This window comes from Streptomyces sp. NBC_00513 (genome assembly GCF_041431415.1).
In the GTDB taxonomy this organism is placed as follows: domain Bacteria; phylum Actinomycetota; class Actinomycetes; order Streptomycetales; family Streptomycetaceae; genus Streptomyces.
Map to the genome: position 1 here is coordinate 1,492,736 of NZ_CP107845.1, position 24,127 is coordinate 1,516,862.

Annotated in this window: 24 protein-coding genes; 13 read left to right on the forward strand and 11 right to left on the reverse strand. The window is 72.0% G+C overall.

Annotated features, from left to right (window positions below; all coding sequences use genetic code 11):
* Positions 1-246: 246 nt before the first annotated feature.
* On the forward strand, positions 247-912 hold the full coding sequence (locus OHA84_RS07050; protein ID WP_078999590.1) for a molybdopterin-dependent oxidoreductase: 666 nt from the start codon (positions 247-249) through the stop codon (positions 910-912).
* Between the two features lies 1 nt (position 913).
* Complete coding sequence (locus OHA84_RS07055; protein ID WP_053683338.1) at positions 914-1,567, forward strand: cytochrome b/b6 domain-containing protein; 654 nt, start codon at positions 914-916, stop codon at positions 1,565-1,567.
* An 83-nt stretch (positions 1,568-1,650) separates the two neighbouring features.
* Here the strand turns inward: OHA84_RS07055 and OHA84_RS07060 are convergent, their stop codons facing one another.
* The 7 genes from OHA84_RS07060 to OHA84_RS07090 form a co-directional block, all read right to left on the reverse strand.
* Positions 1,651-3,219, reverse strand: coding sequence for a hypothetical protein (locus OHA84_RS07060; RefSeq protein WP_053683336.1), 1,569 nt, complete (start codon positions 3,217-3,219; stop codon positions 1,651-1,653).
* Between the two features lie 173 nt (positions 3,220-3,392).
* Complete coding sequence (locus tag OHA84_RS07065; RefSeq protein WP_053683334.1) at positions 3,393-3,587, reverse strand: hypothetical protein; 195 nt, start codon at positions 3,585-3,587, stop codon at positions 3,393-3,395.
* Positions 3,588-3,685: 98 nt separating this feature from the next.
* The gene (locus OHA84_RS07070) at positions 3,686-4,345 is read right to left on the reverse strand and encodes an ABC transporter ATP-binding protein (protein WP_266972580.1); all 660 of its coding nucleotides are present in this window, start codon (positions 4,343-4,345) and stop codon (positions 3,686-3,688) included.
* Complete coding sequence (locus tag OHA84_RS07075; protein ID WP_266974122.1) at positions 4,338-5,363, reverse strand: ABC transporter ATP-binding protein; 1,026 nt, start codon at positions 5,361-5,363, stop codon at positions 4,338-4,340. The genes OHA84_RS07070 and OHA84_RS07075 overlap by 8 nt, the downstream gene beginning before the upstream one ends.
* Before the next feature lie 122 nt (positions 5,364-5,485).
* Complete coding sequence (locus tag OHA84_RS07080) at positions 5,486-6,352, reverse strand: ABC transporter permease (RefSeq protein WP_266951708.1); 867 nt, start codon at positions 6,350-6,352, stop codon at positions 5,486-5,488.
* Positions 6,345-7,301 (reverse strand): ABC transporter permease, encoded by a 957-nt coding sequence (locus OHA84_RS07085; RefSeq protein WP_266974121.1) that lies wholly within the window; start codon positions 7,299-7,301, stop codon positions 6,345-6,347. Before OHA84_RS07085 ends, OHA84_RS07080 begins: the two co-directional genes overlap by 8 nt.
* Before the next feature lie 82 nt (positions 7,302-7,383).
* The gene (locus OHA84_RS07090) at positions 7,384-8,997 is read right to left on the reverse strand and encodes an ABC transporter substrate-binding protein (RefSeq protein WP_266972577.1); all 1,614 of its coding nucleotides are present in this window, start codon (positions 8,995-8,997) and stop codon (positions 7,384-7,386) included.
* Between the two features lie 226 nt (positions 8,998-9,223).
* On the opposite strand from OHA84_RS07090, the gene OHA84_RS07095 reads away from it, so the two are divergent.
* Positions 9,224-10,189, forward strand: coding sequence for a fibronectin type III domain-containing protein (locus OHA84_RS07095; RefSeq protein WP_053683326.1), 966 nt, complete (start codon positions 9,224-9,226; stop codon positions 10,187-10,189).
* Between the two features lie 165 nt (positions 10,190-10,354).
* Positions 10,355-12,379, forward strand: a complete 2,025-nt coding sequence (locus tag OHA84_RS07100) for an NB-ARC domain-containing protein (protein WP_053683324.1) — start codon at positions 10,355-10,357, stop codon at positions 12,377-12,379.
* A 141-nt stretch (positions 12,380-12,520) separates the two neighbouring features.
* Here the strand turns inward: OHA84_RS07100 and OHA84_RS07105 are convergent, their stop codons facing one another.
* A complete protein-coding gene (locus OHA84_RS07105) occupies positions 12,521-12,706 on the reverse strand; it encodes a DUF5999 family protein (protein WP_053683322.1) in 186 nt (61 codons plus the stop codon).
* Positions 12,707-12,862: 156 nt separating this feature from the next.
* On the opposite strand from OHA84_RS07105, the gene OHA84_RS07110 reads away from it, so the two are divergent.
* Both OHA84_RS07110 and OHA84_RS07115 read left to right on the forward strand, forming a co-directional pair.
* Positions 12,863-13,300: an SRPBCC family protein gene (locus tag OHA84_RS07110; RefSeq protein WP_266951700.1), complete on the forward strand. Its 438-nt coding sequence runs from the start codon at positions 12,863-12,865 to the stop codon at positions 13,298-13,300.
* 68 nt (positions 13,301-13,368) lie between these two features.
* Positions 13,369-14,019: a hypothetical protein gene (locus tag OHA84_RS07115; RefSeq protein WP_053683320.1), complete on the forward strand. Its 651-nt coding sequence runs from the start codon at positions 13,369-13,371 to the stop codon at positions 14,017-14,019.
* A gap of 99 nt (positions 14,020-14,118) precedes the next feature.
* Here OHA84_RS07115 and OHA84_RS07120 read toward each other — a convergent pair whose 3' ends face one another.
* Entirely contained in the window at positions 14,119-15,348 is a 1,230-nt protein-coding gene (locus tag OHA84_RS07120) for an acyl-CoA dehydrogenase family protein (RefSeq protein ID WP_266972573.1), read from the reverse strand.
* 217 nt (positions 15,349-15,565) lie between these two features.
* On the opposite strand from OHA84_RS07120, the gene OHA84_RS07125 reads away from it, so the two are divergent.
* Positions 15,566-16,210, forward strand: a complete 645-nt coding sequence (locus tag OHA84_RS07125; protein WP_053683316.1) for a TetR family transcriptional regulator — start codon at positions 15,566-15,568, stop codon at positions 16,208-16,210.
* Between the two features lie 36 nt (positions 16,211-16,246).
* Here the strand turns inward: OHA84_RS07125 and def are convergent, their stop codons facing one another.
* Positions 16,247-16,846, reverse strand: a complete 600-nt coding sequence (gene def / locus OHA84_RS07130; protein ID WP_053683433.1) for a peptide deformylase — start codon at positions 16,844-16,846, stop codon at positions 16,247-16,249.
* Between the two features lie 123 nt (positions 16,847-16,969).
* Here def and OHA84_RS07135 point away from each other — a divergent pair, with 123 nt between their 5' ends.
* The 6 genes from OHA84_RS07135 to OHA84_RS07160 all read left to right on the forward strand — a co-directional run bounded on the left by OHA84_RS07135 (position 16,970) and on the right by OHA84_RS07160 (position 22,301).
* Positions 16,970-18,208 (forward strand): MurT ligase domain-containing protein, encoded by a 1,239-nt coding sequence (locus tag OHA84_RS07135; protein ID WP_053683314.1) that lies wholly within the window; start codon positions 16,970-16,972, stop codon positions 18,206-18,208.
* Positions 18,209-18,228: 20 nt separating this feature from the next.
* Positions 18,229-18,957, forward strand: coding sequence for a type 1 glutamine amidotransferase (locus tag OHA84_RS07140; RefSeq protein ID WP_053683312.1), 729 nt, complete (start codon positions 18,229-18,231; stop codon positions 18,955-18,957).
* 189 nt (positions 18,958-19,146) lie between these two features.
* A complete protein-coding gene (locus tag OHA84_RS07145) occupies positions 19,147-20,175 on the forward strand; it encodes a 6-phosphofructokinase (RefSeq protein ID WP_053683310.1) in 1,029 nt (342 codons plus the stop codon).
* 97 nt (positions 20,176-20,272) lie between these two features.
* On the forward strand, positions 20,273-21,229 hold the full coding sequence (locus OHA84_RS07150; RefSeq protein ID WP_053683308.1) for a cytochrome c oxidase assembly protein: 957 nt from the start codon (positions 20,273-20,275) through the stop codon (positions 21,227-21,229).
* Positions 21,230-21,261: 32 nt separating this feature from the next.
* Positions 21,262-21,420: a hypothetical protein gene (locus tag OHA84_RS07155; protein ID WP_199826668.1), complete on the forward strand. Its 159-nt coding sequence runs from the start codon at positions 21,262-21,264 to the stop codon at positions 21,418-21,420.
* A 155-nt stretch (positions 21,421-21,575) separates the two neighbouring features.
* Entirely contained in the window at positions 21,576-22,301 is a 726-nt protein-coding gene (locus tag OHA84_RS07160; RefSeq protein WP_053683306.1) for a 1-acyl-sn-glycerol-3-phosphate acyltransferase, read from the forward strand.
* Positions 22,302-22,333: 32 nt separating this feature from the next.
* Here OHA84_RS07160 and OHA84_RS07165 read toward each other — a convergent pair whose 3' ends face one another.
* Entirely contained in the window at positions 22,334-24,007 is a 1,674-nt protein-coding gene (locus OHA84_RS07165; protein WP_078999585.1) for an alpha/beta hydrolase, read from the reverse strand.
* Positions 24,008-24,127 lie beyond the last annotated feature (120 nt).

Genomic DNA, 24,127 nt, shown 5'->3' on the forward strand with positions numbered 1-24,127 from the left:
GCCCCTCTCCCCTTGGCGTCGGGTCGCCGGGGGTGGTCGAATCGACGTGTGAGCACGGAGCGGGAGTCAGCGGGGCGGCCGGAGCCGTCGGAACGGCGTGGTCCCTCGGATCGGCGTGGCCCCTCGGAGGGGCCGGAGCCCGCCGAGCGGCCGGTCGAGCGGCATGATCCGACGGGTCCTGACCCGCGTGATCCGGCGGATCCCGACCTGGTCGGCGCCCCGGTCGGTCGGCGTCTGGTCCTGGGCATGCTCGGGCTCGGCGCGGCCGGGCTGGTGGCCGCGCCCCACCTGCAACGGGGCCTCGAAAGGGCGCTCGGCGCCGCCGCCGGCAAGGATCCGACCGGGCTGACCGGGCTGCTGCCCAACGGCGGCGGGTTCCGCTACTACTCGGTGGCCGCCTCTGTCCCGGAGCGCTCCCCCGCGGACTATCGGCTGCGGGTGGACGGGCTCGTCGAGCGACCGGGAACGTACGACCTCGACGCGCTCCGGCGGCTGCCGCAGACCCGGGTCGTCCGCGACGTCCAGTGCGTCACCGGCTGGCGCGTACCCGGCACGCCCTTCGAGGGCGTGCCGGTCTTCCGGCTGCTGGACGCCGCCGGGGTGCGGCCCGAGGGACGGGCCATCCGGTTCAGCTGCTTCGACGGCACGTACACCGAGAGCCTGACCCTTTCCCAGGCCCGTCGGGCCGACGTCATGGTGGCCCTGCGGATGCGGGACGAGCCGCTGTCCCACGCGCATGGTGGGCCCGTGCGGCTGTACGTGGCCCCGATGTACTTCTACAAGTCGGCGAAGTGGCTCTCCGGCATCACCGTCACCCGGGACGTGGAGCCCGGTTACTGGGAGCGGCTCGGCTACGACGTCGACGCCTGGGTCGGCACGTCGAACGGACGCGATGATGCCCCCACCGTCTGAGATGCGGCCCACGCCCGGGTCACGCCCTACGCCCGATGCGCGGCCGGCGCCCCGGCGGGATGCCCGCGTGCGCCGGTTCGGTCGCCCCCAACGTCTGGTGCACCGGGCCACGGCCACGCTGATGGGGATCTGCGTGGTGTCGGCGGGTTGCCTCTACGTGCCGCCCCTCGCCGAACTCGTCGGGCGGCGCCACCTCGTCGTGACCGTCCATGTGTGGTCCGGTCTGCTGCTCGTCGTCCCGTTCCTGCTCGGCCTGGTCTCCCGGGCGTTCCGTGCCGATCTCCGCCGGCTCAACCGGTTCGGGCCGCACGACAGGGTGTGGTTGCGCACCGTGTTGCGCAGGGACCGGCACGGTGCCCGGCCGGCCGGGAAGTTCAACGCCGGTCAGAAGGTGTACGCGGGCTGGTTGGGCGGCGCGGTGACGGTGATGCTCGGCACCGGGCTGCTGATGTGGGCCACCGGTCTGGCCCCCCTCGTCTGGCGGACGGGAGCGACCTTCGTGCACGACTGGCTCGCCCTGGCCCTCGGCATCGTCCTCGCCGGGCACATCGGCAAGGCGCTGGGTGATCCCGAGGCCCGGCGCGGGCTACGCACGGGCTCGGTGGATCGGGACTGGGCCGCGCGCGAGCACCCGCTGTGGAGGCAGGACGACTGACGGGCGGCGCGGTCGGCGCCACCCGTCAGTCCCCCGGCCTCAGACGCCCGGATGTCAGACGCCCGGGCGTCAGACCCGCGGCGTCAGCCGCCGTCGCGGACCGCCACGATGCCGTTGAACACGCCGACGTACGCGGTGCCGTCGGGGCCGAGGGTGATCGGCGCCCAGTTGTTGTCGTACAGCGCGCCGGTGCCGGTCAGCTGTCGCCAGCGCCGTTCACCGGTGCGGAAGTCCACCGCGGTGAGGTACCAGGCGTCGATGCCCCAGGCGTTGGGCTCCTTCTCGTAGAAGTAGAGCAACCCGTTCGCGGTGGAGAGCTTCGGGACGACGGAGGGCGAGCGGATCGCGCTCTGCCACACCGTGTCGCAGCCGCTGCCGTCGGCGCGCACGTCGATGCGGCTGACACCGCCGACGACGGACTTGCCGAGCAGCAGGGTGGTGGGGTTCTCGTAGCCGTAGTTGTTCTCGACGACGATGCTGTTGCCCCAGGTGATCAGGGAGTTGTCGGTGGTCGAGGCCCCCGATCCGAACACCGGGACCTTGCACACGAGCCGCCGGTCGGCGGGTACGTCCACGCCCCGCTTGTAGACGAGCACGTTCATCCGGTCGTCGGAGTTGTCGGTGATCGCCACGTACCCGTCGCCGAAGAGGTCCGGGGTGGTTCCCGAACCCTGGTTCACGGAGCCCGGCTTGGTGCCCGTGCCCCGGTCGTAGGTCTGGCGCCACTGCGCGCGCGGGGTACCGTCGGCGGTGGTGGCGAAGCTGTACAGGGCGTGGTCGGTGACGATGGAAACCCCGTCCTCGGCGACGGAGAAGGAGTTCTGGATCTCCTCGCCGTCGAGCCGGACGGAGCGGATCACCGAGGTCGCCGGGTCCACGGTGCCGACGCGGCCCTGGCGGGTGACCCACCAGATGCGGCCGTTCCAGTCGGGCATGACCGAGGTGACCGGGTCACAGGTGCCGCTGGGCCACAGGTTGGTCCAGCTGACACAGTCGTGCGGGACCTGGCCGGTGAGGTCCCAGTCGTTGTCGACCGTGAACTTCCAGGTGCCGTCCGGGTTCTGCGAGTGGGCGAGGCGCAGGATGTGCTGGCGGGAGTCGGCCAGCACCGCCCGGTCCTGGTTGTCCAGGTAGAAGTAGGCGCCGCCCGAGGTGTCCTTGAAGATCTTCGCGAAGTCGAGTGAGGTGATCGCCTCGACCGTCGAGGAGCGCTGCGGGAGTTGGTGTTCCGCGAGCGTGGCGAGCGTGCGGGGGTCGAGGAGCTTGACCTTGAACCCGGAGAAGGTGCCGCAGACGGTGACGATCCGGCCGGCCGAGTCGAAGGTGGCGGTGGCGCATTCGCCGCCGAGGGCGGCGATCTTCTCGCTGGTGACCTGCGGGTTCCTGCCCAGCGGCCCGGACCAGGGCGAGGTGGCGCTGCCCGCGGCGTCGGAGTGCATGCCGCTGCGGCCGTTGGGCGCGAGGTAGGGGTGCTGTGGCGGGGCTTCGCCCGGCAGCGGGACGGCGGCGGCGGGGGCGCCGTCGTAGTGGCTGATCAGGCGGTGGCCGGGGGCCTTGGGTATCTCCTCGGCCTGGGCCGGTGAGATGCCGTACATCGCCACGAACGCGGCGAGAGCCGGTACCACCGCGCAGTTCAGCGCTCTTCGGAACATCCGGACTTCCTCCATGGTCTTCAGTTTTGTTGACATTGCGTCTCACATCGCGCCGCCGCCAGACGCTAGATCGCACTGCCCGAGGAGTCCATGGAAGAGCCGGATGATTCACGAAGGCGCAACAGTCGATCAAGCGCGCCCGTCCGGGACCGGCCTGATCGGCGGAACACTCCCTAAGGGTTGAGGCCGGACACGAGGTTCGCGGTGGCCGCGAGTCCGTCGTGGATGGTCATGGCGATGCTGCTGCTCGCGAGTTGGAAACCGAGCAGGGCGCAGACGAGGGCGTGGGAGAACTTGAGCCCGCCGCCACGCAGGAAGATCCACGCGAGGACGAGGAGCAGGACGATCACGGAGAGGGAAATCACCATCGGAACCTCCTTGGGCGCCGCCATGGTGGCGCAGCGAGGGGGCCCTTCGGGCGAAAGACGTGTACGCCGTACGGGTGTTGACCGTCCGTGACGGATGCTCAGTTCTTGACGATCTCGTTCCAGTGGGTCGTACGGTCGCACCAGCGGCCGAGCAGGATCGGGTCGTGGCCCACCGCGAGCAGCGCTGCGCCGGTCTGCGCCCGGTACTCCTCGACCACCGCGACCAGCGCGGCTGTCGTGGAGGCGTCGAGCATGGCGGTCATCTCGTCGCAGACCAGCAGGCTCGGCCGCAGCACCAGGGCGCGTGCCAGACAGGCGCGTTGCAGTTGTCCGTCACTCACCTCGTGGGGGCGGCGCGTGAGCAGATCCGCGCCGATTCCGACACGCTGCGTCAACTCCGGTACGACCGAGGCCGCTTCCCCGCGTCGTCCCGTGGCCCGGAGGGGTTCCGCGACGAGGTCGCGCAGCGTGAGGCGGGGGTCGACGGACAGCCGGGGCTGCTGGAAGACGACACCGACCCGGACGCGCAGGGCGCGTGGGGCCCGGTGCCGGAAGCCGGTCACGGTGCTGCCCGCGAGCACCACGGTGCCGTGCTCGGGCCGGTGCAGCAGGGCGGCCACCCTGGCCAGGGTGGACTTGCCGCAGCCGCTGGGGCCGAGCAGTCCGAGCGACTCGCCGACCTGAAGGACGAGGTGGGCGTCCCGCACGACGGGGGCGCCCCGTTCGTAGCCGGCGGTGATGCCGCGGAGCTCAAGCATGGTGGCAGGCCACCCCTTCGGTGAGCGGGGGGCGCCGGGTCCGACAGATCGCGTCGGCCTGTGCGCAGCGGTCGGCGAAGGCGCAGCCGGGCGGCAGTGCGCCGAGTTCGGGCGGGGCGCCGGGGATGGGGGCGAAGGCCCGTTCGGGGAGGGCGTCGAGGAGCCCGCGCGCGTAGGGGTGTCGGGGGCCGGCCGGGCCGAAGAAGACGGCCGCGGGGGCGGTTTCCACGATGCGCCCGGCGTACATGACGGCGACGGTGTCGGCGATCCGTTCGGCGGCGGCCAGGTCGTGGGTGATCATCAGCAGGGCCCGGCCGGCTTCGCGGGTGTGGGCCCGCAGCTCATCCACGGTGCGGTGGACGAGGTCCCGGTCGAGGCCGGTGGTCGGCTCGTCGGCGAGCAGCAGCGGGGCGTCCCCGACGAGGGCGAGGGCGGTGGCGGCGCGCTGGGCGAGGCCGCCGGAGAGTTCGTGCGGGTGGCGATCGAGGTGGGAGGCGGGGAAGGCCGCCCGGGCGGCCGCCGCCTCCGCGGCGGCGCGCAGTCGCGCCCGCCGCACCCGCCGGCCCGCGCCCGGGATCCGCCCGCCGGAAGGCCCGGAAGGCTCGGCCCTCCCGGAAGGCCCGGAAGGATCGCACGCCCCTGGAGGATCGGTGAGTTCCCGAACGGTCTCCTCCAGGTGGGACCGGATGGTGCGGACCGGGGTGAGGTGGGACGCGGGGCTCTGCGGGACGAGTCCGATGCGGCGCCCTCGGACGGTCCGGGCCAAGGTGGCCTCGTCGGCGGCGAGGAGGTCGAGCCCGTCCGCGAGGAGGGCCGACCCGGCGGTCTCGGCGTTGCCGGGCAGCAGGCCGAGGAGGGCGGAGGCGAGGACGGACTTGCCGCACCCGCTCTCGCCGACGAGGGCGAGGCACTCGCCGGCGGCCAGGGCGAAGCCGGCGTCGGTGACGGCCTCGACGTGGCGTTCTCCGCGCATGCGAAAGCGCACGGACATCCGTTCCACGCGCAGGACCGGTTCCATCCGTTCCACGCGCAGGACCGGTTCCATCCGTTCCACGCGCAGGGCCGGTTCCGCGGGTTCGCGTCGGAGCCCCGTCGCGGGGGTCTCGGCGCGGCCGGCGGGGGTCGGGGACGGCTCCACGGTCACAGGGTCGGCTCCGAGCGGCGGCGGGGGTTGAGGCGGTCGCGCCAGGCGGCCGCGAGGCCGGCGATGGCCAGGGTCGGGACGATCAGCAGCAGGCCCGGGAAGAGGGTGGGCCACCAGGCCCCCACGAGGAGCGAGCCCCGTGCGGTCTGTACGAGGGTGCCCAGACTGGCCTGGTGGGAGGGGAGTCCGAGCCCGAGGAAGGACAGCGCCGACTCGTGCCACATCGCGTGCGGGATCATCAGCACGGCGGCGAGCCCCGCCTGGGGCATGACTCCGGGGACCAGGTGGCGGACCGCGACCCGCCACCGTGAGGCGCCGCCCGAGACGGCGGCGTCCACGAAGGGCCGCGACCGCAGTGACAGGACCTCGGCCCGGACGATCCGGGCAGTGGACAGCCAATGGGTCAGGGCCACCGAGACGACCACCGGCCACACCCCGGGACGGAACATCGCCACGATGAAGATGCCGAGCAGCAGGTGCGGGATCGAGGACAGGGCGTCGACGACCCGCATCACGAGCCGGTCGGTCCAGCCTCCCCACGCGCCGGCCGCCGCGCCGACGGCGGTACCGATCACCGTGGCGACGAGCGCCGCCACCAGGCCGACCAGCAGGGACACCCGCAGCCCGTAGACGCAGCGCAGCAGCAGGTCGCGGCCCACGTCGTCGGTTCCGAAGGGGTGTTCCCAGGAGGGTGGCAGGAGCTTCGCCGACAGGTCCACGGCCTGTTGGTCGAGCTGTGCCAGCGGTGGGACGAGCAGGACCGCCAAGGCGATCACGGCCATGGTCAGGGCGCAGGCGCGCACGCGCGGTCGGCGCGTGGGGCGGTGGGCGCGGCCGGGGGCGCGCCAGATGGTGTCAGCCATCGAAGCCCACCCTGGGGTCGGCGAGTCCGTACAGCAGATCGGACAGCAGGTTCCCGGCGAGCACGGCCGCGGTGGCCGACACCGTGAGGGCGGCGAGAAGTGGGAAGTCGACCGAGGTGGCGGCCTGCACGGTGGCCGCCGCGACGCCGGGCCAGCTGAACACGGTCTCCACCAGCAGCGCCCCGGTGATCAGTTCGGGCACCCGTGATCCGATCAGGGTCAGCATCGGGAGCATCCCGGAACGCAGCGCGTGCCCGATCAGGATCCGTCGCTCGGCCACGCCTCGGGCCCGGGCCCCGCGCACGGGGTCCTCGTCCAGGGCGTCGGCCACGCCCTGGCGTACGTACAGGAAGAACCAGGGCAGTTGGGAGATCCCCAGCACGAGCGCCGGCAGCACCAGGTGGGACGCGACCTGGCCGGGGCTGACCACGTCGTCGGAGGCGTCCGTGAGGCCGCCGGAGGGCAGGACGCCGAGCCGTATGGAGAAGAACCAGATGGCCAGCAGGCCCAGCCAGAAGACCGGGGCCGCTTCCAGGGTGTAGGCGAGCGCGGAGACGGCCCGGTCGAGCGGGCCGCCCTGTCGCCGGGCCGCGAGGACCCCGAGGGCCGTACCGGCGAGCACGGCCAGCGCGAAGGCGCAGAGGGCGAGCAGCGCCGACCAGCCGACCCGTTCGGCGAGGACGTCGCCGACCGGTTGGCGCATGACGGAGGAGGTTCCGAGGTCTCCGGTGAGGGCGGAGGTGAGCCACTCCCACCAGCGTGCGACCAGCGGCTGGTCGACGTCGAGGTTGGCGCGCAGTTGGTCGAGTTCGGCCTGCGAGGCGGTGAGACCGGCCGTGCCGGCGTACGCCTTGACGGGGTCGAAGGGGGACATCGCGGCGACGGCGAACACCCCGAAGGTGACGGTGAGCAGGACGGGGCCGGCGAACAGGGTGCGCCGGCCGGCCATGCGCGCCATCGGCCCCCAGGGGAAGCGGGAGGAGCGGGGGGTCACGTCGTCGGGTTCACTGCGGCAGGTCACGTCGTCGGGTTCATTTCCGCTTCGGCTTCCAGTTCTCGATGTTCCACCAGGGGCCGGCGCCGAGGCCGTGGTCGTGCGGCTCGACCTGGGTGGTGAGCCCCTCCCACTTGTCGTCGACCACGTACAGGTGGTCGATGTGGGTGAGGAAGACGTATCCGGGGTTCGCGAGCAGTTCCCGCTGCACGGTGTCGTACGCGGCCTTGCGCGCGGCCGGGTCGCCGCTCTCGCGGCCGTCGAGGAGCGCCTGGTCGACGGTCTTGTTGTCGTACCGGGCCATGTTGTTGAAGCCGTCGCCGGCCAGTGTGGAGTGGAGCAGCAGGTACTGGTCGAAGTCGGGGTCGGCCGGGGAGCCGCCGCCGGCGAGGACGGCGTCGGTCTTCATCCGGGGTTCGATGACCTCCCAGGTACCGGCCTCGGTCTTGACCTCGATGCCGGCCTTCCTGGCGTCGGAGGCGAAGGCGAGTGCGTGGTCCTGGCGGATCTTGTCGCCGGAGGTGTACCAGAGCGGGAAGGACGCGCGGATGCCGTCCTTGGTGCGGATGCCGTCGTCCGCGGTCTTCCAACCGGCCCCGTCGAGGATCCGCTTCGCCTGGTCGAGGTCGTACGCCCGTTCCGTGCCGGCCGTGAACCAGGGGCTGTCGGTGGGGACCGGCCCGTAGGCGGGCTTGCCCGCGCCCTCCAGGAGCTTGTCGACCATGGTCGTGCGGTCGACGGCGAGGTCCAGCGCACGGCGGACGGCCGTGTCACCGGTGACGGCGTGGGCGGTGGGGAGGGTGACGTTGCGGTAGTCGAAGGTCTTGGCCGCGTGGAGGGTGCGCGCCGTGCCCTTGGCCCCGCCCTTCCCGCCGAGGGCCTTGGCCAGGGCGGGCGGGAGGATCGCGCCGTCGAGTTCGCCGGAGCGCAGCCGGGTGGCGCGCACGTCGTCGTCCTTGATGACGACCATGGTGAACTTCTTCACGGCGGGCTCGCCGCCCCAGTAGGTCGGGTTGGCCTTGAAGCCGATCTTCTCGCCCTTGGACCAGCCGGTGAGGACGTAGGGGCCGGTGCCTACGGGCCGGGTGGTGAAGTCGCCGCTGTTGACGTCCTGCCGGCCCGCGATGTGCTCGGGCGCGATCGGCAGCACGGTCCGCTCGGCGAACGGCGCGTAGGGGTACTTCAGGGTGAAGACGACGGTGTCGTCGCCCCGGGCCTGCACGCCTTGGATCGCGTCGAGTTCGGTCTTGGAGGCGTTGTTGGTCTTCGCGTCCAGGATCGTCCGGTAGGTGAAGACGACGTCCTTGGCGCCGAAGGGATGTCCGTCGCTGAACTTCACGCCCTGGCGGAGCCGGTACGTGTAGGTGCGTCCGTCTGCGGAGACCTCGGGCAGGGCCTCGGCCAGGGCGGGCCGCAGCCTCATGTTCGCGTCGTGCGTGAGCAGTCCGTCGAAGATCTTGGAGTTGCCGTCCTTGCCGTACCCGAGGAGGGGGCTGAGGCTCTCCGGTTCGGTCGCGATGCCGACGACGGCGGTATCCGCCGCGCGGCCCGGGTCGCCTCCCGACGAGGGCGCCGAGCAGGCTGCCGTGCCCGTGAGGAGCGTGGCGGCGAGCATCGTGGCGGCCACTGCTCGTACCGACCGGGCCGTCATGCGATCCACATCCCCGTATACCTGCTTTTCTTACTGTTTAAGATCATCTCTTATTGCAAAGAGATCGCAATAATGCCAGATGGGGCGCGGAGAGACGAAACCGGCCGCCCGGCCGGCTTCCGTTACGCACCCAACCCCCGGCGGGACCGCCGAGGTCTTGCCCGCCCCCCGCCGGGCGTGCCATATATGTCTAGACCTTTACGAGGAAGCGGCGGAAGGCACCTCCTTGCGACACTCCGCGCGAAGCGCCGTCCCCGCGCTCTGCCTCTGCCTGGCACTCGCCACGGCGTGCGCCCCGGACGGCGACACCGACCCCCCGCACGCCCCGGCGGAGCTCACCGCACAGGCCGGCAGCGCCACCTCGGTGCACGTCATGTGGCGAGCGGCCCCGGACAGCGAGGGGGTGACCGGCTATCAGGTCTTTCAGGGCGACCACCTGGTCCGCGAACTCCCGGCCGACAAGACGATGGTGGACGTCACGGGCCTCGCCCCGGTGACCTCCTACACGTTCACGGTTCGGGCCCGGGACGCCGCCGGCAACCGCTCCGCGCTCAGCGAGCCCGCCCGGGCGACCACACCCGCGGCGAAGGCCGAGGACCGGCGGGCCCCCTCGGCGCCGCCCACCACCACGGGCCGCGCCGAAGGCCCCCGAGCGGCCCGGCTGAGCTGGACGGCGGCGACGGACGACACGGGCGTCACCGCGTACGACGTCCACCAGGGCGGCGTACGCGTCCACACGGCCGGCGCCGGAGAGAGCGCCACCACCGTGACCGGACTCCAGCCGGGCACCCGCTACAGCTTCACCGTCCGCGCCCGGGACGGCGCCGACAACACCTCCCCCGACGGCCCGACGGTGGAGCTGACCACGCCGCCCGATCCCGGGCAGGGCCCGGACACCGCGCCGGGCGGGCTCACGGCGACCGCCTCCCCCGGGCTGGTCGACCTGTCATGGACCGCCCCGGCCACCGGTCGCCGCACCGACGAGTACCAGCTCTACGTCAACGACCGGCCCGTCACCGTCATCCAGTTCGGGGCCGGCGCGGCGCTCCCGTCCGGCACCGGAAGGGTGGAGCACCGGCTCACGGTGACCGAGCCGGCCGGCACCGTGTGGGCCGTGAAACTGCGCGCGCGACTGCCCGACGGCAACTGGGGGGCGTTCACCGCGGAGACCCGCGTGGTCCTCGCCCGGTGAGGGTCCGCACCCGTGCGCCTCGCACGGTGGAACATGCGGCGATCTGACCGAACGCCCCTGCCGCCACACGAGATCACGCACAATACATCCGTGTTCGGTGAGTACTCGTTCAACAACAGTCAGCCAGTTTCCGCAGGCGGCCACCCCGGGCCGGGCGCTGGTCCAGTGCCGGGAAACCTGCCGCCGCAGTCGCCGGGCTTCGTCGGACGGGAACGTGAACTCGCCCACCTGGAGCACCTGTTGCCGGGCCGGCGACTGATCACGCTGACCGGGGTGGGCGGGGTCGGCAAGACCCGGCTCGCCCTGCGCGCCGCCGCCGCGTCCGGGCCCGAACGGCCCGACGGGGTCTGGTGGGTCGAACTCTCGCCCTTGCGCGACCCCGACCTGCTCACCGCGACGGTGGCCCACACCGTCGGCCTCGCGGACCACTCCGCCCGGTCGCTGGACGAGGAACTGTGCGCCTGGATGGCGGACAAGAAGCTCCTCCTGGTCCTCGACACCTGCGAGCACCTGATCGCGGCCTGCCGGCACCTCGTGGGGGAACTCCTTCAGTCCGCACCGGACCTGACGGTGTTGACCACCTCGCGCGAACCGCTCGGCAGCCCCGGGGAACAGCTCGTCGAGGTGCGGCCGCTGCCCTTCGAGGGGCCGGACAGCGACGCCCTCGCCCTCTTCCGCCGGCGGGCCGTCGCCGCGTCCCCGCCGGCCGCCGCCGCCTTCGACGACCCCGGGCGGGCGACGATCGCCGCCGAGGTGTGCCGCCGGCTCGACGGGATCCCGCTCGCGCTCGAACTGGCGGGCGCGCGGCTGCGGTCGTGGACCCTCGAACAGATGGCACAGCGGCTGGGCGCGCGATTCGACGTGCTGGCCGACTCCGACGACGCCCTGCTCCCCCGGCACCGGACGATGCGGACCACGATCGGCTGGAGCCACGAGCTGTGCGAGCCGGTCGAACGACTGCTGTGGGCCCGCCTGTCGGTGTTCACCGGGGACTTCGACGTGGCCGCCGCCCGGGCGGTCTGCGCGGGCGGCCCGCTGCCCGCCTCCCGGGTCGAGCGGGTCCTGGCGGGCCTCGTGGCCAAGTCCGTGGTCCGGCGCACCGAGGAGCGCGGGACGGGGATCCGCTACCGGATGCTGGACACGATCCGCGAGTACGGACACGACTGGTTGACGGAGCTGGGCGAGGTGCGCACGGTCGCCGACCGGCACGCGCACTGGTACCTCGCGCTCGCCCAGGCCGCCGACCGGGGCTGGATGGGGCCGGGCCAGGTGGACTGGTACCGCAGGATGACCGCCGAACACCCACAACTGCGCACGGCGCTCGAACAGTTGCTGGGGTGCGAGCCGGCGGCCGCCCAGGAGATGGCCGGGGCGCTCTGGTTCTTCTGGTTCGCGTGCGGGCACGTCCACGAGGGTCGCGCCTTCCTGGAGCGGTCCCTGCGCTCGGGCCCGCGCACGGGCGCCGGGTACACGCAGGCGCTGTGGGCGCTCGGCCTGACGGTGCTGCTCCAAGGCGACCTGGACGCGGCCCGCGGGCTCGGTGAGGAGTGCACCCGCTCGGCGGACCGACTGGCCGACCCGGAGCGCGAGTTGCGGGCCGCCTACCTGCACGCCGTGGCGGTGATGATGCCCGGCGACTCGGTGCGGGCCCTCACGCTGGCCGGCCCCCGGGCGCGGGCGGGACACGGCGGGCGCTCCAGTGGTCCGGGCTGGCTGCTGTGCCGGCTGGCCACCGGCTTCGCGCTGTGCGACCTGGAACGCTTCGAGGAGGCCGCCGAGGAGGCGCGGGGCCTGCGCGAGGCGTGCGCGGAACTGGGCGAACGCTGGTTGCGGGCCTACGCGGACTACATCCTGGCCATGTCCGCGCTGGGCCTCGGGCACCACGGGGAGGCGGCCCGCCACGCCAGGGCCATGCTGTCGGGCAAGCGACTGCTGGGCGACCGGTTCGGCATCGCGCTCGGCCTGGACCTGCTCGCGGCGGCGGTGGCGGGCCTCGGCGACGGGGAACTGGCGGCGCGGCTGCTGGGCACCGGGCACGCCTGGTGGCGCACGGTGGGGCGACCTCAGATGGGTGGCTCGCCCGCGTTGACGGCCCTGCGGGACGAGGGCGAGCGGCGTGCCCGCGCGGCGATCGGGGACGCGGCGTACGAGACGGCGTTCCTGGGCGGCACGGCGGCGGCCACCGGCTGACCCTCAGCCGGTGGCGCGTGTCTCCGGGGTTCCCGTCAGTACGGGAGGGGTCTGCCCGACGGTGTACGGAGGTCCAGGTCTCGGGGTGCGGGCTTGGGGACGGGCTTGCGGATCAGCTGCTGGCGCATGCTGCCTCCTCGCTCAGACAAGGGCCGGTCGGCGGGGTTCCACCGTGCGGCCGTCGGGGAGCAGTTCACCTGTGTCGTCGAAGACCACGGCACCGTTGCAGAGCAGGCTCCAGCCCTGTTCGGGGTGGAAGGCCACGGTGTGGGCGGCGTCGTGATCGGCGCTGTCGGCGGTCGGGCAGGGGGGCTGGTGGGAGCACATCGGCGCATCTCCTCGCAGAGTGGGGCGGGAGGGCCGGTGGTCACCCGGTCGAATCCGCGATCCACGGTGGCGGTGAGTATTGCTGATCGCCGCCCCCGGACGGAACCCATATCGGGGGTCCAGTTCAGGGTGTGTATGCCCGATTACGATGCGCTCATGCCCGCTATCCGGCTCGTTCGCACGACGACCCTCCCGCCCTCCGAGGCCTGGCTCCGGCTGACGGAATGGGAGCGCCACGGCGCAGAGGTCCCCTTCACCCGGACGACCGTCGAGACGGCGCCGCCGACGCGCGTCGGAACGCTGTTCACGGCGCGGACGGGCGTGGGAAGGCTCACATTCGACGACCCCATGGAAGTCACCCTCTGGAGGCCTCCGGCGGGGGCCGCCGCGGGGCTGGTGCGCCTCGTGAAACACGGTCGGGTGGTCCGGGGCTGGGCGGAGATCGAGGTTCGGCCCCACTTCCCTTCCGGAGCGCAGGTCCACTGGCGCGAGGAACTGAGCCTGCGCGGGCTGGGGCGCCCCTTCGACCCGCTCGTCGCGGCGGCGGGCCGCTTCCTCTTCGGCCGGGCCCTCGACCGGTTGTTGGGGACATGATGAATCCCGTTAGGGTGCCTTGGATCACCGCGCCCGGTGATCCAACCGACTCCTCCAAGGGGACCAAAGTGGCCACTCCACCACCGCAGCAGGGCTCGGTCCCGCAGCACCAGCACAACCCGTACGCGCAGCCGCCCGGCCACGGGAACCCGTACGCGCAGCCGCCGCAGCAGCAGCCGGCGGGGCACGGCAACCCGTACGCGCAGCAGCAGCCCGGCGCCGGCGCGCCGCAGCCGGCGGGACACGGCAACCCGTTCGCCGCGGGCGTGCCCGGACAGGACGCCCCCTCCCCCTACCCGGGCCACCAGGCACCGCAGCAGGGCGGCCACGGCTGCCGGCTGTGCGGGGCCCAGCCGGCGGCGCAGGCGACCGTCCGGGGCCACCAGGGCATGGTCCTGATGATGCGCTCGCTGAGCGTGCAGGGACCCTTCTGCCGTGACTGCGGGACCGCGACCGTCCGGGACATGTCCGCGAAGACGCTCTGGCAGGGCTGGTGGGGGCCGATGTCCCTGCTCCTCACCCCGATCACGGTGCTGCGCAACCTGGGCCCGCGGTCGACGTTCGCCAAGCTCCCCGCCCCGCAGGGCGGCTTCCGCGCGCCGCTGGACCCGGGCAGGCAGCTGCGTCGGCGCCCGCAGGCGCTGGTCGTCTCGGTGCCGATGGCCCTGACCCTGCTGTCCTACGCGACGCTCATCGTCATCGCCGTTGCCGGGGGCTGACCGGCGTCCGATCGACATGACCGTGCCCCGGCGGGCCATGGGCCCGCCGGGGCACGGTCGTTCCCGGTGACGGGAGGCGGCTGGGACGAGAGAGCCGACCTAGCGGATCGGCATCCCCGAGATCGTGCGGGCGATCACCAGGCGCTGGATCTCGCTCGTGCCCTCGAAAATCGTGTAGATCGCGCTGTCCCGGTGCATGCGCTCCACCGGGTATTCGCGGGTGAACCCGTTGCCGCCGAGGATCTGGACCGCCTGGGCGGTGACCTTCTTGGCGACCTCGCTCGCGAACAGCTTCGACATGGACCCCTCCGCGGCGGTGAAGGGCTTGCCCGCTGTCGCCATCCAGGAGGCCCGCCACACCATCAGCCGGGCCGCGTCGATCTGCGTCCGCATGTCGGCGAGTTGGAAGGCAACGCCCTGGTTGTCGATGATCGGCCGACCGAACTGGGTCCGGGTCTTGGCGTAGTCCAGGGCCACTTCGTAGGCCGCGCGGGCCGTGCCCACGGCCATCGCGCCCACCGCCGGGCGGGAGGCCTCGAAGGTGGCCATGGCGGCGTTCTTCACGCGCTCGCCGCCGCCGGCCCTGGCCCGCTCGCGGGCACGGGCGAGCCGCTCGTCGAGCTTCTCCTTGCCGCCGAGGAGGCAGGATCCCGGGACGCGGCAGTCCTCCAACACCACCTCGGCGGTGTGCGAGGCGCGGATGCCGTGCTTCTTGAACTTCTGGCCCTGTGACAGGCCGGGGGTGTTCGGCGGCACGATGAAGGAGGCGTGCCCCTTGGTGCCGAGCTCGGGGTCGACCACGGCGACGACGATGTGGACGTTGGCGATGCCGCCGTTGGTCGCCCAGGTCTTGGTGCCGTTGAGCACCCACTCGTCCTTGGCGTCGTCGTAGACCGCGCGGGTGCGCATCGCCCCGACGTCCGATCCCGCGTCCGGTTCGGAGGAGCAGAAGGCCGCGACCTTCACGTCGTTCTGGTCGCCGTACATCTGCGGGATCCAGGTGCCGATCTGCTCCTCGGTGCCGTTGGCGACGACGCCGATGGCGGCGAGGCCGGTGCCGACGATGGACAGCGCGATGCCCGCGTCACCCCAGAAGAGCTCTTCCATGGCCATCGGGATGCCGAGGCCGGTGGGGTCGAAGAACTGCTGCGCGTAGAAGTCGACGGAGTAGATGCCGAGCTTGGCGGCCTCCTGGATGACGGGCCACGGAGTCTCTTCGCGCTCGTCCCATTCCGCGGCGGCGGGCCGGATCACGTCGGCGGCGAAGCCGTGGATCCAGTCCCGGACCTGCTTCTGGTCGTCGTTGAGCTCCATGGTGAACTCCGCCATGTCCCCTCCAGCTGTCTCATGCACGTACGGTTGCCCACCCCGGGTGGTTACCAGCGGTAACCACATCGAGGGCCACAGTCTGTTACCGACGGGTAAGCAGTGTCAAGCGGGGCCCGTTCGGCCCGGAGGGCGGCCGTCGAGTCGATCGACGGGGCGTGTGGGGTGTTACGTTGCGTGGGCGTCACGCACATCGCAAGGGCGGGGAGAGAAACACGTCATGGAGACCACTCAGCAGGCCGGCGAACCGGGAGCGGCCGAACGCCGGCGCCGGGAGTTGCTCGAAGCCGCCGACCGGGTCGTGCTCAGGGACGGCCCGAAGGCCTCCATGAACGCCATCGCGGCCGAGGCGGGCATCACCAAGCCCATCCTGTACCGGCACTTCGGCGACAAGGCGGGGCTCTACCAGGCCCTCGCCGTCCGGCACACCGACGCGCTGCTCGACTCACTGCGGGCCGCGCTCGACGCCCCGGCCGAGCGCCGCCGCCGGGTCGAGGCCACCCTGGACACCTACCTCGTCGCGATCGAGGCCCGCCCTCAGGTGTACCGCTTCCTGATGCACCCCGCCGAGGACTCGCACACCGCCGAGCGCGGCTTCGACGTCGGCCTCCACTCGGCCCCCCTGCTGCGCCGGCTGGGCGAGGAACTGGCCCAGGTCATCGGCGAACGCGTCGACCTCGGCCCCGGCGGCGAGCGCCTCGCCCGGGTCTGGGGCCACGGCATCGTCGGCATGATGCACGCCGCCGGGGACTGGTGGCTCGGCGAACGCCCCTGCGAGCGGGCGGAGTTGGTCACGGCCCTCACCGACCTCCTGTGGGGCCGGCTGGCGACCGCCGGCAACCGGGCGGACGGCCCCGGCTTCTGACCGGCCGGGCGGGCCGCCGACCGGACCGACCCGGACCTACCCCCGGCCCTCGCCCGCGTCCGCGGGTCGGCTCCGCTCGCCCAGCCGGGCGATTCCCCGCGCGCCCCACGGCGTACGGCGGATCGCCCGCAGCAGCCTGGTTCGGCGCCACCCGGTGACCCGGGCCGCGTAGACCGTGCCGTCGAGGTGGTCGCACTCGTGCTGGAGGCAGCGCGCGAAGAACCCGGTCCCCTCGACCCGAAGGGGCGCGCCGTCGGAGGTGAACCCCTCGACGACCGCGCGGTCGAAGCGGACCGTGCCGGCCTCCAGGCCGGGCAGCGAGAGGCAGCCCTCGGGGCCGCGGAACCCGTCCCCGTCGGCCGTGACCAGCCGCGGGTTGACGATGTGCCCGACGTGGCGGACGTCCTCGTCGTCGGGGCAGTCGTACACGAACACCCGCCGGCCCACGCCGATCTGGTTGGCGGCCAGGCCGACGCCCTCGGCGGCGTACATCGTCGCGAACATGTCCTCGATCAGCCGGTGGAGCGGCGGCCCGAATTCGGTGACCTCCGCGCAGGCCGAGTGGAGCACCGGATCGCCCAGCAGGCTCATGGGGCGGACGTGTCCGGTGGTGCCGGGAATGGGGCGCTGTCGCATGGCGGTAAGGGTACGACGGGCGAACATATGAGGAGATCCGCGACGTCCCGGGGGCGCCGCGGTCAAGGCTCCGGCAGGTACTGGATAGGCTGGGGCCGACCGACGCAAGGAGGACAAGGGACGATGGCAGGCAACACGGAGCCGCTTTCGCCGCGGGCCAAGCTGGCCGTGACGGCGGGCAAGGCCGCGGCGGCGGTGTCGCGGGCCGCGGGACGCGGAAGCGGATCGGTGATCGGTGGCAAGGTCGCACTCAGGCTCGACCCCGATCTCCTCGGCGCGCTGGCGCAGCATCTCGATGTCGTCCTCGTCTCCGCGACGAACGGCAAGACCACGACGACCCGACTGATCGCGGAGGCCCTGCGGGCCAGCGGTCCGGTCGTCTCGAACGCGCTCGGCGCGAACATGCCGGCCGGCATCACCTCGGCGCTCGCCGGCGGCTCGGACGCCAAGTACGGCGTCATCGAGGTCGACGAGAAGTACCTGGCCGGAGTGGCCCGGGACGTCACGCCCAAGGTGATCGCCCTGCTGAACCTCTCCCGCGACCAGCTGGACCGCGCCGCCGAGACCCGCATGCTCGCGGAGAAGTGGCGCGAGGGGCTCTCGGGCTCCAAGGCCGTCATCGTGGCGAACTGCGACGACCCGCTGATCGTGTGGTCGGCCTCGTCCTCGCAGAACGTCGTGTGGGTGGCCGCCGGCCAGGAGTGGAAGGACGACGCCTGGTCGTGCCCCTCCTGCGGTGGCGTCATGCAGCGCCCTGGCGACGACTGGTTCTGCGGCGAGTGCGGTTTCCGGCGTCCCACCCCGAGCTGGGTGCTCTCCGGTGACCACGTGCTCGACCCGCACGGCAGCGCCTGGCCGATCCACCTCCAGCTGCCCGGCCGCGCCAACAAGGCGAACGCCGCCACCTCGGCCGCCGTGGCCGCCGTGTTCGGCGTCCCGCCGCAGGTCGCGCTGGAGCGGATGTACCAGGTGCAGGCCGTGGCCGGCCGCTACGACGTGGTCAACTTCATGGGACGCGAGCTGCGGCTGCTGCTCGCCAAGAACCCGGCGGGCTGGCTGGAGACGTTCTCGCTGATCGACCCGCCGCCCACCCCGGTGATCCTGTCGGTGAACGCGCGCGGCGCCGACGGCACCGACACCTCCTGGCTGTGGGACGTCGACTACCCCCGGCTGGCCGGTCACCCGATCTTCGTGATCGGCGACCGCAAGCTGGACCTCGCGGTCCGCCTGGAGGTCGCGGGCCTGGACTTCCGTGTCTGCGAGACCCTCGACGAGGCCGTCCAGTTGGCTCCGCCCGGACAGATCGAGCTGATCGCCAACTACACCGCCTTCCAGGACGTGCGCCGCCGCGTCGGCAACTAGTACCCACAGAGGACAAGAGCATGAGCGACAACAGCCTGCGTCTGGTCTGGGTCTACCCCGACCTGCTCAGCACGTACGGAGACCAGGGCAACGCCCTCGTGGTGGAGCGCCGGGCGCGCCAGCGCGGCCTGGACGTGCAGCGCGTGGACGTGCGCAGCGACCAGCCCATCCCCACCTCGGGCGACATCTACCTGATCGGCGGCGGTGAGGACCGCCCGCAGCGACTGGCCGCGGAGCGCCTGGTGCGCGACGGCGGTCTGGAGCGCGCCGTCTCGAACGGGGCGATCGTCTTCTCGGTCTGCGCCGGGTACCAGATCCTCGGCACCGAGTTCGTCAACGACATGGGCGAGCGCCAGCAGGGCCTCGGTCTGCTGGACGTGGTCACCGTGCGCGGCGAGGGCGAGCGGTGCGTCGGCGACGTCCTCGCGGACATCGACCCGCGGCTGGGTCTGCCACCGCTGACGGGCTTCGAGAACCACCAGGGCGTCACCCACCTCGGCCCCTCCGCCAAGCCCTTCGCCCGCACCCGGCTGGGTCGCGGCAACGGCTCCGGGGACGGCACGGAGGGCGCGTACAACGACACCGTCTTCGGCACGTACATGCACGGTCCGGTGATGGCCCGCAACCCGCTGATCGCGGACCTGCTGCTCAAGCTGGCCCTCGACGTGAACGCGCTGCCGGCCATAGACGACCGCTGGTACGAGGCGCTGCGCAACGAGCGCATCGCGGCGGCCACGCAGCCCGCGTAACCCGCGCGCCACGTCCCGTACGGCCCGGATTCCCCAGGGGGTCCGGGCCGACGTGCGTTCGTACCGCGGGTCCGCCCAGCATGTGGAGGATGGTTCAGTCCATCGGGGATCCGCTTGTAGGGTGACAGGTAGTTCCAACCGGACGACGTGGTCCGGTCGTCGGCCCACGTTGCAAAGGTTCTTCCTGCCATGCGCATTGGTGTGCTCACTTCCGGAGGCGACTGCCCCGGCCTCAATGCCGTCATCCGCTCCGTCGTGCACCGCGCCGTCGTCGACCACGGCGACGAGGTGATCGGCTTCCTCGACGGCTGGCGCGGCCTCCTGGAGTGCGACTACCGCAAGCTCGACCTCGACGCCGTGAGCGGCATCCTGGCGCGCGGCGGCACGATCCTCGGCTCCTCCCGGGTCCAGCCCGCGCACCTGCGCGACGGCGTGGAGCGGGCGCGCGGTCACCTCGCGGACCTCGGCCTGGACGCCGTCATCCCGATCGGCGGCGAGGGCACCCTGAAGGCCGCGAACCTGCTGTCGCAGGGCGGCCTGCCGATCGTCGGCGTCCCGAAGACCATCGACAACGACATCGCGTCGACCGACGTCACCTTCGGCTTCGACACCGCCGTCGGCGTGGCCACCGAGGCCCTGGACCGACTGAAGACCACCGCCGAGTCCCACCAGCGCGTGATGGTCGTCGAGGTCATGGGCCGGCACACCGGATGGATCGCCCTGCACTCGGGCATGGCGGCCGGCGCCCACGCGATCGTCGTCCCGGAGCGCCCCTTCGACATCGACGAGCTGACCGCGATCGTCGGCGAGCGGTTCTCCGCCGGCAAGCGGTTCGCGATCGTCGTGGTCGCCGAGGGCGCGAAGCCCGTAGAGGGCGGCTCGATGGCCGTCGAGGCCGGTGGCACCGACATCTACGGCCACGAGCGGTTCGCCGGGATCGGCAACCGGCTGGCCGTGGAGTTGGAGGAGCGCCTCGGCAAGGAGGCCCGACCGGTGATCCTGGGCCACGTCCAGCGCGGCGGCACGCCCACCGCGTACGACCGGGTCCTCGCCACCCGCTTCGGTTGGCACGCGGTGGAGGCCGCGCACCGGGGCGAGTTCGGCATGCTGACCGCGCTGCGCGGCACCGACATCGTGATGGTGCCGCTCGCGGACGCCGTGCAGACCCTCAAGACGGTCCCGGCCGAGCGCTATGAAGAGGCGGAGACCGTTCTGTGATGTTTCCCCCCTTCTGACACGACACCGCCCCCGGACGCTTCGGCGTTCGGGGGCGGCACTACTGTGGTGGGGCATCACGGGTCGAGGGAGTGAACAGATGGATCACAGCGGGCACGGCATGGACATGAACATGGACCTGCCGCCCTTCACTCTCGGACGGGGTCTGGAGTTCTCCTTCGACGCCTTCTTCCTGTTCGGCTCGCTGTTGGGGCTCGCCCTGTACGGGTGGGGGGTGCTGCGACTGCGGCGGCGCGGGGACGACTGGCCGTTGGGCCGCACGATCGCCTTCACCGTCGGCGTGCTGACCGTGATCCTGGTGATGTGCACCAAGCTCAACGACTACGGCATGGTCATGTTCAGCGTGCACATGGTCCAGCACATGGTGATCAGCATGATCACCCCGATCCTGCTGCTGCTGGGCGCCCCCATGACGCTGGCGCTGCGCGCGCTGCCGCCGGCCCCGCGCGGCACCAAGGGTCCGCGCGAGCTGCTGCTGATGCTCCTGCACAGCCGCTACATGAAGGTGATCACGCACCCCGCCTTCACCATCCCGATGTTCATCGCCAGCCTCTACGGGCTGTACTTCACGCCGCTCTTCGACTTCCTGATGGAGTCCAGGACCGGGCACATCGCGATGATGGTGCACTTCCTCGCCGTCGGCGTGATCTTCTTCTGGCCGATCATGGGCGTGGACCCGGGCCCGCACCGCCCCGGCTACGTGATGCGCATGTTGGAGCTCTTCTCCGGCATGCCCTTCCACGCCTTCTTCGGCATCGCCCTGATGATGGCGAGCGAGCCGATGATCAAGACGTACGCGGACCCGCCGGCCTCCCTCGGCATCGACGCGCTGCTCGACCAGCAGTGGGGCGGCGGCATCGCCTGGGCCTTCAGCGAGATCCCGTCCGTGCTCGTGCTGATCGCACTGGTCTATCAGTGGTACCACTCCGAGCAGCGGGCCGCGAAGCGGTCCGACCGGGCGGAGGACCGCAACGGTGACCAGGAGCTGGAGGCGTACAACTCGTATCTCGCCTCGCTCCAAGCGCGTGGCCGGTAGCGCGATCACGACTTCTGGCGCCACCATGGGGCATGACCGGATCCGTGAAGACGATGGCCGTCATGACCTTCGCCGCCCTGGTGGCGATCGGCGCCTACTCCGCCACCATCGGCAGCAACGGCTGGCTGTGGTTCGCCTGGGTGGTGCTGGGGCTGCTGACCGTCGCCATGGCCGCCTCCCGCAGCGCCTGAGCCCCGCCGCGCGCCTCCCGCGGCGTGCCCGTCCGGCGCCGCGCCGGTGCGTTGGCCGACGCCCCCGTCGAAGCTCCCCCCTCCCGCCCCCTCTGCCTCAGGGCTGACTGTCCGTACCATGGCGGTGACAACGGGGCATCGACGGGAGCTGCCTGGTGTTCTACCACTTGCTCAAGCACGTGTTCCTCGGTCCGCTGCTGAGGCTGCTGTTCAGACCGCGGATCGAGGGGCTGGAGAACATCCCCGCGGAGGGCGCCGCGATCATCGCGGGCAACCACCTCTCCTTCTCGGACCACTTCCTGATGCCCGCGATCCTCAAGCGGCGCATCACCTTCCTCGCCAAGGCCGAGTACTTCACGGGCCCCGGGGTCAAGGGCCGGCTGACCGCCGCCTTCTTCCGCAGCGCCGGACAGATCCCGGTGGACCGCTCCGGCAAGGACGCCGGACAGGCGGCCCTGCGCGAGGGCCTCGGAGTGCTGGCCAAGGGCGAGCTGCTCGGCATCTACCCGGAGGGCACCCGCTCGCACGACGGACGGCTGTACAAGGGCAAGGTCGGAGTGGCCGCGATGGCACTGGGTGCCGGGGTGCCGGTGGTGCCCTGCGCGATGGTCGGCACCTTCGAGATCCAGCCGCCCGGGCAGCGGATCCCGAAGATCCGGCGCGTCACGATCCGCTTCGGCGAGCCGATGGAGTTCTCGCGGTACGCCGGAATGGAGTCCGAGCGGGCCGTGCTGCGGGCCGTCACCGACGAGATCATGTACGCGGTGCTGGGCCTCTCCGGCCAGGAGTACGTCGACCGGTACGCCGGCGAGGTGAAGGCCGAGGAGGAGGAAGCACGGAAGAAGGCCCGGCGCGCAGGACGCGCCAGGCCTTCTCCGTGATCTGATCGTGGAACCTCCCTCACCGGCCGCGACTAGCGGACGGCGGGGAGCTCCTCACGCGCCGGGAAGTCCGCACCCGGGGTCTTGGCGAGGGACTTCGCGGCGGCCGGGGCCGGGGCGACGGGCGTGGCGTGCGGTCCGCACTTCACGTCCTTGGCGTCGACCTTGCCGGTGAGCAGGTAGGTGTCCACGCGGGTGTTGATGCAGGGGTTCACCAGGCTGGTGACACCGTGCGAGCCCGCGTTCTGCTCGGTGATCAGGCGCGAGCCGCCGAGCTTGCGGTGCAGGGAGACCGCACCCTCGTACGGGGTGGCCGCGTCACGCTCGGACTGGACGATCAGGACCGGCGGCAGACCGCGCTTGGCGCTCGCGCCGACCTCGATCGGGTTGCTCTGCTTGGACTTCCAGGTCGCGCAGGGGAGGTTCATCCACGCGTTGGACCAGGTCAGGAAGGGGTACTTCTTGTGGAGCTTGGTGTTGTCCCGGTCCCACTTGGCCCAGCTGGTCGGCCACTTGGCGTCGGCGCACTCGACCGCGGTGTAGACGGCGTTGCTGTTCTCGGAGGCCGCGTTGCCGGCGAGGTCGGACATGTCCGGGGCGATGGCGTCGACCAGCGCCTGGGTGTCACCGGCGATGTACTTGCTCCAGGTCTGGGCGACGGGCACCCAGGAGGAGTCGTAGTACGGGGCGCCCTGGAAGAAGCCGATGAGCTCGGCCGGGCCGACGACCCCGCCGATCGGGTTCGCCTTGGCGGCGGCGCGCAGCTCCTGGTACTTCGCCTCGACCTTGGCCCGGGTGTTGCCGATGTGGAAGACGGAGTCGTTCTTGGCGACCCAGTCCTGCCAGTCGTTCCACCGGGTCTGGAAGGCCACGTCCTGGCCGAGGTTGGCCTCGTACCAGATGTTGTCGACGGCCGGGTCGACCACACTGTCGACGATCATGCGGCGCACGTGGTTCGGGAACAGGGTCGCGTAGACCCCGCCGAGGTAGGTGCCGTAGGAGACGCCGAGGTAGTTCAGCTTCTTCTCGCCGAGGGCGGCCCGGATGACGTCCAGGTCGCGAGCGGTGTTCGGCGTGGTCATGTGCGGCAGCATCTCGCCGCTGCGCTCCTTGCAGCCGTCCGCGTACTCGGCGGCGAGCTTGCGCTGGGCGCGCTTGTCGGCCTCGTTGGACGGGACCGGGTCGGCCTTGGGGGCCTTGACGAACTCCTGCGGGTCGATGCAGGAGATCGGCGCGGAGTGGCCGACGCCGCGGGGGTCGAAGCCCACGAAGTCGTACGCCTTGGAGGTGTTGACCCACAGCGGGCTCTTGGTGGTGACCCGGCGCGGGAAGCGCATGCCGGAACCGCCGGGACCGCCGGGGTTGTAGACGAGGGCGCCCTGGCGCTCCTCCTTCGTGCCGGTGCTGCCGATCCGGTCGACCGCGAGCTCGATGGTCTTGCCGAACGGCTTGGCGTAGTCGAGCGGGACCTTGACCCAGCCGCACTGGATCGGCTTCTCGAAGCCCCAGTCGGCGGGACAGTCCTTCCACTCGATCCCCGTGCGGGCGGCGCGGGCGGCGGCGATCTGGACGCCGATCGCCTCGGCGTGCCCGCCGCCGTCGCGGCCGGCGGTGGCCGCGGTCGCGGACGGCGCCAGCAGCAGGCTCGCCGCCAGCGTTCCGGTGATCAGTGTGGCGGCGCTGCCCAGCGCCGCGGTGCGTATCACGTGGTTGTTCCCCCTGCGTCATGTGCCGCCGTGGGCGGCCGGGTTCGGTCTGTTTCGGTCGTCGGCGTGCAGGGGGATCCTTTCGCCTGACCAGCACCGGGCAACAGTGCGCGGGTCGGT